Genomic DNA, 10,966 nt, shown 5'->3' with positions numbered 1-10,966 from the left:
TTCCACCGGAATTAACTGTGCTTTTTCATCTTCTCGAAAGTCTAAAGAATTACTGCGAATTTCCGCAGCATAAATATCTTCTCCTATTCCATAGCTGCGGATATTAGTGCCAGGAATATACTCTTGGAATGTTACCGGAGAAAGTCGTAATACCAAATTTAGCCGATGGGGTTCTAAATGAAAGTCACTCACAAACTGAGTATGTGTCCCACCGTAGACTGGCTTAAAAATTGTCTTTGGTTGGATTTTACAGAATTCAATTACTTGTTGTGGGTTATTGCTGATTAATGTCGCTGGAATTTCAACGCCCAGAAGCTTAACTTGACTCAGTTGCAAGGGTTTTTCTTTGTGAAACTGGTAAGCTGATTTTGCAGATGCATATCCCCCTCTAACCAAATGGCACAGGTAGAGGAATTGACAAATCCTGAACCTGGTAATATTTGCATATCACGATAAAAGATGTGAGCCGTCCCTCGATAGAAGGCGAAGGGGCTAGCTGCCATCAAATGCATCTTCGTTGCCAGTTCTTGCGGTAATTGAGAAGCAAAGGGATGGTTGTATTGGTAAATTTCATTTTCCACCCAAGTTGAACGGGGAGTTGCAGCAACAGATGTAGATGCAAATCCCAAAGTTAAAATAAAGAGAGTGACAATTCCAGATATCTGTTTGAGCATGAAAGTCTCTTAGGCGGTAAAGAAATTAACTCTTGCTGGACTCTTGTTATAGACACAACCATCCAATAACAAATCTTTTACCACCTTGAGCCATAACTTATAAAGTGCTTCCCAGTGAAATTTCCCGAAAGTGTTTGATGAATTGAAGAATGATAATTTATCTGTCTAGATGATTGTCTTTAGTTTCTCTGTTCTTTTCTACTTGATGAAAATGAGCTATTGACCACTGACACAGTAGCCGAAGTGGCTCAACTAACGTTTCTCCCAAGGATGTCAAGGAATACTCTACAGTCGGAGGATTAGTAGGATAGACTTTGCGCTTCACAAGACCATCCCTCTCCAAATCACGCAGAGTACGCGTTAGCATTCGTTGCGAAATGTCTCCAATTTCTCTATGTAACTCACCATAGCGTTTCGTACCTTGGGATAGAACGTAAATGATTGCTGTAACCCATTTGTCACAAACCAGTTCAAGTGTCTGCCGTAAATAAGGATGCGATTCAAGGATTTTAGGTGATTGAGCCATGTTTTTAATGGATGGTACGTACACAAGTGTTCCTACTTGTGCAATGTCTGAAGTTCGTTTAAGAATAAAGTCTAGAGATATATCTAAGATGATCTCAGTGGTAAAACATAGCAGACTAATAAATCTATCTACTCAAACACAATGGTTACTACTGACTCTATTTAATACAGCTTTCCCCTAATGATTTGAACTGTTTGCATTAATCACAACGATACAGGAAAACAGCACAATGAAATTTTCTGACTTTACTCAAGAAAACTCGGCTATGCTTCTGATTGATCATCAAGTTGGCACAATGAAGCTGATTAAAAACTTACCTCTGACCGAGGTAGAAAAAAATACTCTTACCCTTGCAAAAGTGGCAAAGGTACTTAAGATACCTGTAGTTTTGACAAGTAGCCAAGAGGATCGGTTTCAAGGAAAGCTAATGACTACTCTAGCAGAATTGCTGCCTAAAGCATACGAGGTAAGAGTTAAACGTGCAGGGATCGTAAATGCTTGGGATGATAAGAACTTTGTTCAAGCTGTCAAAAATACGAATCGTACTAATTTAATTATGGCTGGAATAACTACGGATGTTTGCTTAGTTTTTCCTGCAATTAGCGCAGTGCATGAAGGCTATAATGTTCAAGCAGTGATGGATGCTTCTGGTTCACCATTCCATCTCTCGGAAGATTTAGCACGGCAGCGGATGCATGATGCTGGAGTTGTCCTAACTGCTACGATCACAATGATTGCTGAATTGGTTAAGGATTGGAGCAGAACAGAAGGTGTCGAGTTACAGGAATTATTGTTTAGTGAGGTGTTGCCTCCTGAGTTCATTGAAAGCACTAGCACTCTATATTGATCTTAGTTTAAGCTTACTACAATTAGACAGAAGCTAACAGATAGAATCGCCCATCGAATCCAAAAATATTAGTTACAAACGAGTTGGAAAAAGCCAAAATTTTTGGGTTATAAGCTGATCACTTTGAGAGCAAAGTTTTATGAAGATGATCGCCCTTCTAATGCGGGCTAGTGGATTCATAGCAGTCGTGTTGGAAATATTAACTTGATCAGGGATAAAGCGGAAATATCTGCCTTGATAAAAAATTATCTCAAGCAAATATGGGATATTCTATCAGTATTCAATACAGGTAGTAAAGATGAGAGTTAAGCAAGTCATATTTGGATTGTTTCTTGTGATTGCATTTGTAGTTGGAATCAGAGAAATCTCATTAGCGCAAACTCCTGCAAAGCACTTCACACCAGCACCAACTATTGTTTTGAATGTTAAGACTAAGGACATACCCAAGGTTCAAGTCTTAGAAAGCGAAATTCTTACAGCAACTCTCGCACCAGGAGAAATAAGTATTTGGCATACACATGCCTCACCTGTATTTGCTTATACAATTAGCGGCTCATATTCAGTAGACTTTCAATCTGGAGAGCCTTCAATTATAGTTCCTGCTGGGAAAGCAATTATCGAACCAATTAATCTTGTTGTTCGTGCGAGAAATACTAGTACCACAGAGCCTGCCTCACTGGTCTTGTTTCAGCTGAGAAAACCAGGAACAGCCTTTTTAGACCCAGTTAATAAGTAAATTATCTTATTCTGCTAGTCAAAATACAAAATTAGATATGAGGTGATATTTTCGATAATTTCACAATAAATGGGACATGATCCTGCTCAATACTGAGAATTAAACCTCTTCCTAACTACGCAAGGAAGTATTGTTGGTTCTTGGCAACTTTTGGTGATCTAGGTTGGGGGAAGGCAGAGGGCAGAGGGCAGAAGGCAGAAGGAAGAAGGAAGAAAGATATAATCGAGATACTTCAAACTTCACTCCATCAAACATTTGAGGAATAAGCCTCAGCAAGCTCTATGTCGGTGCTAACTCACCTATTACCAGATTCAACCAATCTGAAACTTGAGAATTGCCTTCTTGACAAGATAAAAACTCAGATAAATTTGATTGTTTCCGCAATCAGTAGAGTAGTTAACTGTCCAGTTTGTAACCAACCAACTCACAAAATTCATAGTCGCTATGAACGCTTATTAGCAGACTTACCCTGGGCTGATTACAGCATTACCTTACAGTTACGGGTAAGGAAGTTTTTTTGCATCAATAGGTTGTGTAAACGGCGCATTTTTACAGAAAGGCTGACCAATGTAACCACACGGGAGCAACGCGATTTTGTGAGATTGGGCGAAAAAGGTGCGAGCGCTAAAAACTAGCTTCAGTACAATATAAATATTTATAACAATTAAGACAGTATTAACACTGTTATAATTTTATTTTTATTTTCAGAGATAAATATGATTTATTATTTCTGCCTAAAAAAAGGTAGGATTCCCTTTGGAGTAAAGGTTTTGATATCTGACATCAAAACAGGGAATGCCTACGCGCTTATGAAAAATCATATATATTCTACTTTTGATTTAAGCAAATCGTTAGAACACTTTCAAGAAAAAGTCACGAAACTTTTAGAACTAACGAATATCTCAGAATGGGATGGACACATTTTTAGAGAACGTGAGAAAAAAATTAGAGAAATTGCCTTAGTTTTAGCAGGGGAATGTACAGCTTTATTGCTCCATAATCTGTCACAATCTCAAGATTTTTTAGATAAAGCAGAGCAGGAGACACAGGGATGGTGGCAAACAAGCACAAAAAGGCATGGTTGTAAAAAGCGAAAAATATTAACAGTTGGAAATGTGGAAGTAAGTTTAAAATTACCGTATGTAGTTGAACGTCAAACTCAATCAAAGAAAAATAAAAAATCTTTACACAAAGGATTTTGCCCATTCTTAAGATATTTGGGAATGTCTGAGGGTTTATCCCCTGGAGTTTTATCGACTATTGCCCAATATGGCGCAATTGCTGGCTCGTTTGAGGCAGCGCGGACAACATTAATTGATTGGGGCGTAAATATCAGTCTAAAACGCATAGAACGGCTAACATATTACTTTGGTAAAATTGGCATAAATTTACGTGAATCGAAAATAACAAGTTTAGAGCTTGGTAACTTACCTACAAGTAATATTCTTAAAGACCAGCGTGTTGTTATTGCTGTAGATGGCGGTCGTACACGGATTCGGATTAATAAAAAAGGCAGGCGTAAGGCTAAGACTAATCGTGTAGGCTTTACAGGAGAATGGATTGAGCCAAAAGTATTAACAATTTATGTAGTGAATGAACAAAGTGAAAAAATCAGGAATGGAGAGGTTTCAATTACCAATGATGGAACTTATCAAGGATATCAAGGATTTTTGCAGATATTAGAGATGTACTTGGTTAATTTAGGTATTAGTCAGGCGAAACAGGTTTTATTAATTGCGGATAGAGCAGAATGGATCTGGATACATGTTCCCCCTTTACTCAAAAAGTTAAAATGCCCACCTGAAACTTATCAATTATTAGACTTTTTTCACGCTACATCACATTTACAAGATTTTGCTGATGCTGCTTTTAGCACAAATAATGAGCGTCAACAATGGTTTCAAAAAGCTCGTAAAAGTTTAAAAAAAGGTCAGGCACTAGATTTAATGAGAAATATGGGTGAAGTTATTTTTGAGGCAAACGGAGAGCGCCTTAAAATTTTGGTACGAGAACGAAATTATATTTTAAAAGTTTACAGACGCAGGCTTTTAAGATATAACGAAGTTGCATCCCGAAAATTACCTCTTGGTAGTGGTGCAGTTAAAAGTTTGATTCGTCAAGTCGTTAATTTGCGTATGAAAGGAAATAGGAAATTTTGGTTACAAAATAATGCGGAAATTATGTTGCATCAACGCTCGCAATGGATAGCTAAAAGTTGGGATAATTTTTGTGATTCTATCTTTAACTCGTTTATTAAACCCCAAACTGCTTGATAAAATTTATACTTTAATTCTGCTCTTCAGTCATTTATTGACATAATTGATACTAAGCATTAAAGACTCGTTGCAGATATTTTTGCAAATAATCGTCAAATAACTTGCCAGTAATCTTTTTGAGATATCTCATCAAGATAAATTATCGTGTTTAACCATGTTTTTATTGTAAATAAAATTACCTTATACCTAAATATAATTTTTAGCGATCGCTTCTTTTTTACCCGACTTCACAAAATCGCGTTGCTCCCGTTGGCTTATCAGGGCAAGCAATCACTCAATCCCTGGGAATTTCTAAAAATACCGTATCTAATTACTTGCGTAGCTCAACTTTTACCGAACGTCGCCAACGTAGCGACCAAGGTCTCAGTCTTCTCAACCCTTATCATGATTACCTCCTAAGTCGCTGGAATAGCGGTAACCACAACACCCAAAAACTGTTTGAGGAAATTCGCGCCTGCGGCTATACCGGTAGTTATGCCACAGTCTCTCGCTTCACTCGTTATCTCAAGACCTTGCCCGGATTTGAACCGCGACAAGGTTCAAGAAAAAACGCTTCCCCCAGGGTTAGCTCTTCTTCCCATCGTCCTCTCACCCCCAGTCGCGTCACAGCTTTAGTCCTGCGACGACCGGAATTAACACAGCCTAATGAGCATGAAGTAATCGCTCAACTACAAACAGCCCATTCTGACTTGAAGTCAGCCATTGAACTAGCTCAACAGTTTGCATATCTTGTGCGTCAACGCCTGCCTGAGCATCTCGATACTTGGTTAAACAAAGCTAAAAACAGCTCGGTTTCTTTGCTGCATCGTTTTGCTGTTGGTTTAGAGTCTGATTACGATGCTGTGAAAGCAGGTGTAACAATGCCAGTCAGCAATGGCCCTGTTGAAGGCCATATTAATCGACTGAAAATCGCAGTTAAAATTATGGCAGTTCTCCACAATGGCTTCATTTTACCAGATCTGTTGTCACAATATAAGAAAATATTTTTATTTCGGTTGAACTGTAGTAAGGAAAAATAGCAATGAGGGTCAGCTTTATCGGTTATGGCAGCATGGCAGAGTCCCTAAGTTCACGTTGGGTAGGAAAACACGAATTATTTATTGCAGGTCGAGATCCAAACAAAGCACAGAGTTTGGCAAGCAGACTCGCTCAGGGTACAAAAGCTGGTTCCCCTCAAGAAGCAGTAGAGTTTGGTGAAGTTATCATTTTAGCGACTCCTCATGAAGCAGTCTTTGAAGCTCTGGAGGCATCTGGAGGAAGTAACGCTTTTGCTAACAAGATTTTATTAGATATAAATAATCCTGTCGAACCCTCTAACGGCGACTACTTAACGAAAAGTTATCATGGAGTATCACTATCAGAAGCGATCGCTGCTTATTCTCCCAAAGCTAAGGTAGTGAAGGCGTTTAATATGTGTCAGGCAAAAGTTTGGCAGATGCAGCCGCCTACTTTCGATGGTCGGCTCTTAGTAACGCTCTATTGTGGCGACGATGCCCAGGCCAAACGTCAAGTGGCTTCGCTAATTGAAGATGTTGGCAGTGAGCCGGTCGATTTGGGGGAGTTAAAGTACGCTCGATTGTTAGAAGCTGCCGCAGCAATTGTGATTAAATTGCTGTTTTCTGGTCGCAATCCTTATACTGTTCTTAACCTGATTCAACCAGAAATCAAACCGATTTCTTAACAAAGCAAAATTGTGATGCAATTGAGCAAGCAGGAATTAAAAATAACGCAGTAAGAAAGAGTGATCCGCTATCGCCTTATTGCCTGTCGCTAGGGGTTGGGGATAGTGGGTAGTTAAGTAGTTTACCTCGGCAGGCATCGCTCTATTATACAAATTTACACTCTAAAGCCATAATCGATTAATTCAAGTATCGAATCGACTGTGAAACTTTGACTGCTTTTTGGGGAGTAACGTTACTGCAATTTTGGTATTACTCCCGTACCGACAAATCTTTTTCTGTTAAAATCGCGTCTTCCAGCACGTAAATTTTGAGGCAGTGCCATGTGTGCAAAGGGATTTGGACAACCCCAACCCACCAAAATCGATAAACTTGTTGAATCTGCGGTGCGTTATTGCCACAAGCGACACCCAGAAGCCTTAGACAGCATCTTTGATTATCTACCTGTCAACCTGAACCAACAAGTAATAACAGGGATTTTGGCAGAGCATTGCAGAAAGATATTGACACTTTGAGTTGGTTTTGCGGCTACATGGCATCAGAAATCAACCGCAGTGAGGACAACCAAAAGCCTCATCATCCCATCGCCGAACTTAGCAAAACTCTGATTACATCGGGGATGGAACCGTTTACTGATTTTATGCCTTATCCTGGTTGCCGCCTCGTCATAATCAATTCGGAAAAATTTGAATCATTACCAGAGTCAGTTCAAACCATAGTGCAGCAAGCTTTTGATATTAGGGAAAGTAGTGGGACAGAGGCACAAAGGATAAATGATGCGTTGCTACAAGAGTTGATGGTTCAGGAGTAAAAAATTTGAATGTGATGGAGTACCCGCACGCCAACTCTTGGAGACGCTTTGCTCCCGCTTGCTTTCACGTTCGCGGAGCGTGCCGTAGGCAAGTGGTACGGCATCGTCTTCACTTATAAAGCATCAGTGAGCCACCCTACCCAAAAGGCTGCCCCCATCGTTCCCCATTATCTTTGATTAAATGGCGACACCGAATAGCCCGCCGCAGGCATCGCCACTTCCAAATTAAACTCAATTCCAACTCCTGCCGTGCAATCGCTGTCGCATTTTTGGCATTTTAAAATGGTGTTTACTGAGTAGAACCATGTTTAAAGGATTTAGTCACCCAAAGAAGAAAGCAGTGCTTGAGGACAATGAACTGACTACAGGCATTGTACAGCACCCAGTTACGAAACGTTGGCAGACTTGGATATCATTTACTGGTCATGATATCCAGTCCATTACTGCCCATAATCAGCGAGAGGATGCTAATAAAATAGCTAAACAGATTGCTGATGCTTGGAGTGAAGGGAAATACAAAACTGGGGAAGAGGTAACAGCTTTTATTAAATCTCTGTCGACTGATGCTGTCATAGACCCATTGCCCCAAAATATTGTGATGCAATTGAAAGAGCAGGCATTAAGCGCAAAGAAGTAAGAAAGTATGAACATCTTAAATTGAATCATCCATCCAACCGCATTCACAATCCCAATGCACTCTTGAGGCCTAGTCTCGGTCAAAGGATGCACCGCACTGGGGACATTTACCAGTAAACATTGGATGCCAATCAAGTAACTCCAGCTTTTGCTGTTGCGTCCACTGCTGTTGTGGTTGCAGTATTAATTCACTGTTATAGTAGCTTGCCCCCTCCGGTTGCCATAACTCCTCTGCTTTGGCATTGGGGTCAAGTCAAAAGTCTAGGCAGCTCTCACCCTCTACCCCATCAGGGTGAACGACACAGACTATGTGGGGGTTATGTGAATAGAGGAGACAGTTATCGCACTCTGGAAGTTTCGGCATAGTACCAGTGTACTGCTTTATCACAAGCGATCGCTTGGCTGAAATTGGGAATCCTAAAAGAAGTTTTGAGTGATTTTTAGTACAAATGGTTTTTAAATTTCGCTTGATTGGTGTAGCCTTATGGTTGACACCAGTATATTAATACAGTTAATATTATCATGTCAACTGGCGAGCGCAGTGAAAATAAAATTAAAGTAAGAATGAATATCACAGTAGATGTAACACCCATCGCTGCGTTTAAATGGAATGAAGAAAATGCCCAAAAACTCAGGGAGCTTAGAGAGAAAGCTGGATATAGTAGACAAAAGCTATCTGATGCTGTGGGAGTTTCTGTGGCTTATATTCAGCAGCTAGAGACTCCTCACGTCTTTATTAACAAACCAAAAAAACCAACTCAGATGACTGTTAGTACAGAAATTCTAGAGAAACTTTGTGCTGCTTTAGATGGGGATATCACTTCACTTATTTGGAACATAGATTACAACAGTTAATGATAATTATTTACTACGCTCACCAGTTAAAAATACTTGGTAGCCACTGTTGAGCGTAGTAGTATAGTAATCATAAAAGAGGAGACGAGCGCGATGCCTCTTTTGAAAAACAAAGAAGCGCTCAAAATTCAACCCTTACAAATCGAGTTAACGATACGAAACCACAATAACCAGCCGCCGCCGGGACTAGCAGCCGGAAGCCTTAAACTTGTAATGGTCAAGCCGCCGCGAGATGATTCCGATGACCTACCACGTCTAAAAACTGGTTGAAAAATCCGAATGTGATGCTAGTTTACTGGCCAGTCGTGCCGATAAAATTTATGAAGAGGTAGAAAATATAGATTTTCTGCTAATCGAACTGGAGGACGAATGAAAAATTTAAAAGCTAGGGTAAAAGAATTAGCACATCAGGCCACTGACTATAGCCGACAAGCTGTACAAGTTTCCTCAACAGACCGAGAACAAAGCCGAATCTTAATGCGGCAAGCACACGAAGTCAGCAAACGCTGCCAAGTGTTAATTCACGAGATATTGAGGCAACAACAAGTATAAAGCTACGCTCAATCAAGTAAAAAGCTTTGTGTCCTCAGCACAAGGCTTTCTACAAACAAAAATAAAAGCAATTGCAATAATCAAAGATATGTAGTCGCTTTTTTCAGAGAATTCATCTAACGACATCGGAGGAGCATATTGGCTAAGAATCCGATTACAAATTTGAATGAAGCCAGAAACAAATGGGTACAAGTTACTGGTTATTCAGCGAGAGCAAATATTGTTAAGAGATACTTGCCTGATTTTCGGGACTTTGACACAGAAAATCCAAAACACTGGAGAAAAGCAATTGAATTTTTCCATCAGAAATACATAAAACCAAAAGAACAATTATTATTGCGTCCACTAACACCAGCACGTCAAAAATGGGTTGAAACAACCGGACTGAAAGCTTCGCTTCAATCTGTAATGGAGGTATTACCAAAATGCAACTTTACATTAAACACAGAACGCGGTTGGTTGTTAGTAACATCCCTTTATGCACAGACGTATCCTGAAAAAGTTTTAGGGCAGTATTCAGCAGTTGAGACAATCGAACAAGAGGATGAAGTTACCCAAACCAAGCCTCTCAATAAAATACAGCAAGACTTTAGGCAACTTGAACCAATTTCTCAACCACTACCTCTAACACAGCCTCCAACTCTATTAACCCCACCATCACCTCCGAAAGACCCAGCCGAAGAGCGAGTGTCTAACCAGTTGGCAGAAATATTAGGAGGAATTCGAGAGACTCCTAATCCATCCGGGCGAGTTGATGTGTTGACTAAATTGTATGTAATTGAAGTCAAGAAAGCTTGCAATTGGAAGCACGGCATTGGTCAAGCACTGGTTTATCAATTTTATTACCCTAACAAGAAACCCGTCTTATTCTTGTTTGGTGAAGATCTTAGTTTGTATCGAGATTTAGCTAAGAAACATTGTCATCGCCTTGGTGTAGTTTACCGGGAAGAATCACATTTTCTGAATGGAAAATTTTGAGTACAAGTCTCTTTGCAAAAGCTTCGCCAAATCTTCATAAGTGCGTAGACGCTCTGCGGCTTGCCTTTAGGCATCGCAATCCCCTGACGAGTAATTGTACTTTTCGGCCTTGATAAAGCTTCGCTAAGTTTCGATGAGTGCGTTGTGGCTTACCACAACGTAATTCATATCCAAAATCAAAAGGCGATCGCCGTACCGTGGAAAGTCTGCAATCGCTTTTTTATCCAAATATATATGGAGATTTCTATCATGCCACAAGCAACAACAACAGAGCAAGTAACATCAATCGAAATCGATTTTTACGAACACGAAATCTATGCAGGACAAAAGCTAATAGCCCAAATTACAGCAGATTGCAGGTTTATGAAGTACAGTAGCAACAGTCTGTAAACCAGT

General features: G+C 39.9%; 16 protein-coding genes and 1 pseudogene. 14 read left to right on the top strand and 3 right to left on the bottom strand.

Going from position 1 to position 10,966, the window contains the following annotated elements:
* The 3 genes and pseudogenes from ACFE90_RS30665 to ACFE90_RS30655 form a co-directional block, all read right to left on the bottom strand.
* A pseudogene (locus ACFE90_RS30665) lies at nt 1-336 on the bottom strand (hypothetical protein); the annotation flags it as partial.
* Nucleotides 327-674 carry a DUF2252 family protein gene (locus ACFE90_RS30660; protein WP_375506117.1) on the bottom strand — a complete coding sequence of 116 codons (348 nt, stop codon included), beginning with the start codon at nt 672-674 and terminating at the stop codon, nt 327-329. The pseudogene ACFE90_RS30665 and the gene ACFE90_RS30660, both read right to left, overlap by 10 nt.
* Before the next feature lie 157 nt (nt 675-831).
* Nucleotides 832-1,200, bottom strand: a complete 369-nt coding sequence (locus tag ACFE90_RS30655) for a winged helix-turn-helix transcriptional regulator (RefSeq protein WP_375506116.1) — start codon at nt 1,198-1,200, stop codon at nt 832-834.
* A gap of 229 nt (nt 1,201-1,429) precedes the next feature.
* Here ACFE90_RS30655 and ACFE90_RS30650 point away from each other — a divergent pair, with 229 nt between their 5' ends.
* The 14 genes from ACFE90_RS30650 to ACFE90_RS30585 all read left to right on the top strand — a co-directional run bounded on the left by ACFE90_RS30650 (nt 1,430) and on the right by ACFE90_RS30585 (nt 10,960).
* Nucleotides 1,430-2,047 (top strand): isochorismatase family protein, encoded by a 618-nt coding sequence (locus tag ACFE90_RS30650; RefSeq protein ID WP_375506115.1) that lies wholly within the window; start codon nt 1,430-1,432, stop codon nt 2,045-2,047.
* 298 nt (nt 2,048-2,345) lie between these two features.
* On the top strand, nt 2,346-2,783 hold the full coding sequence (locus ACFE90_RS30645; protein ID WP_375506114.1) for a cupin domain-containing protein: 438 nt from the start codon (nt 2,346-2,348) through the stop codon (nt 2,781-2,783).
* 281 nt (nt 2,784-3,064) lie between these two features.
* Nucleotides 3,065-3,418 (top strand): transposase family protein, encoded by a 354-nt coding sequence (locus ACFE90_RS30640; RefSeq protein ID WP_375506113.1) that lies wholly within the window; start codon nt 3,065-3,067, stop codon nt 3,416-3,418.
* 174 nt (nt 3,419-3,592) lie between these two features.
* Nucleotides 3,593-5,056 (top strand): ISLre2 family transposase, encoded by a 1,464-nt coding sequence (locus ACFE90_RS30635; RefSeq protein ID WP_375506118.1) that lies wholly within the window; start codon nt 3,593-3,595, stop codon nt 5,054-5,056.
* A gap of 317 nt (nt 5,057-5,373) precedes the next feature.
* A complete protein-coding gene (locus ACFE90_RS30630; RefSeq protein ID WP_375506112.1) occupies nt 5,374-6,078 on the top strand; it encodes a transposase in 705 nt (234 codons plus the stop codon).
* A gap of 2 nt (nt 6,079-6,080) precedes the next feature.
* Nucleotides 6,081-6,740 (top strand): NADPH-dependent F420 reductase, encoded by a 660-nt coding sequence (locus ACFE90_RS30625; RefSeq protein WP_375506111.1) that lies wholly within the window; start codon nt 6,081-6,083, stop codon nt 6,738-6,740.
* A gap of 321 nt (nt 6,741-7,061) precedes the next feature.
* On the top strand, nt 7,062-7,253 hold the full coding sequence (locus ACFE90_RS30620; RefSeq protein WP_375506110.1) for a hypothetical protein: 192 nt from the start codon (nt 7,062-7,064) through the stop codon (nt 7,251-7,253).
* Complete coding sequence (locus tag ACFE90_RS30615) at nt 7,229-7,549, top strand: hypothetical protein (protein WP_375506109.1); 321 nt, start codon at nt 7,229-7,231, stop codon at nt 7,547-7,549. The genes ACFE90_RS30620 and ACFE90_RS30615 overlap by 25 nt, the downstream gene beginning before the upstream one ends.
* Nucleotides 7,550-7,853: 304 nt before the next feature.
* Nucleotides 7,854-8,186: a hypothetical protein gene (locus ACFE90_RS30610; RefSeq protein ID WP_375506108.1), complete on the top strand. Its 333-nt coding sequence runs from the start codon at nt 7,854-7,856 to the stop codon at nt 8,184-8,186.
* 563 nt (nt 8,187-8,749) lie between these two features.
* Entirely contained in the window at nt 8,750-9,040 is a 291-nt protein-coding gene (locus ACFE90_RS30605) for a helix-turn-helix domain-containing protein (protein ID WP_375506107.1), read from the top strand.
* A gap of 93 nt (nt 9,041-9,133) precedes the next feature.
* Nucleotides 9,134-9,310 (top strand): hypothetical protein, encoded by a 177-nt coding sequence (locus ACFE90_RS30600; RefSeq protein WP_190964335.1) that lies wholly within the window; start codon nt 9,134-9,136, stop codon nt 9,308-9,310.
* Nucleotides 9,311-9,409: 99 nt separating this feature from the next.
* Nucleotides 9,410-9,592, top strand: coding sequence for a hypothetical protein (locus tag ACFE90_RS30595; RefSeq protein WP_375506106.1), 183 nt, complete (start codon nt 9,410-9,412; stop codon nt 9,590-9,592).
* A gap of 138 nt (nt 9,593-9,730) precedes the next feature.
* A complete protein-coding gene (locus ACFE90_RS30590; protein ID WP_375506105.1) occupies nt 9,731-10,570 on the top strand; it encodes a hypothetical protein in 840 nt (279 codons plus the stop codon).
* A 144-nt stretch (nt 10,571-10,714) separates the two neighbouring features.
* A complete protein-coding gene (locus tag ACFE90_RS30585; protein ID WP_375506104.1) occupies nt 10,715-10,960 on the top strand; it encodes a hypothetical protein in 246 nt (81 codons plus the stop codon).
* Nucleotides 10,961-10,966: the final 6 nt, after the last annotated feature.

The sequence above is a fragment of the uncultured Nostoc sp. genome (genome assembly GCF_964245445.1).
Taxonomy (GTDB): domain Bacteria; phylum Cyanobacteriota; class Cyanobacteriia; order Cyanobacteriales; family Nostocaceae; genus Nostoc.
The sequence above is the reverse complement of the archived record's forward strand: the minus strand, read 5'-3'. Positions and strand labels throughout refer to the sequence as shown.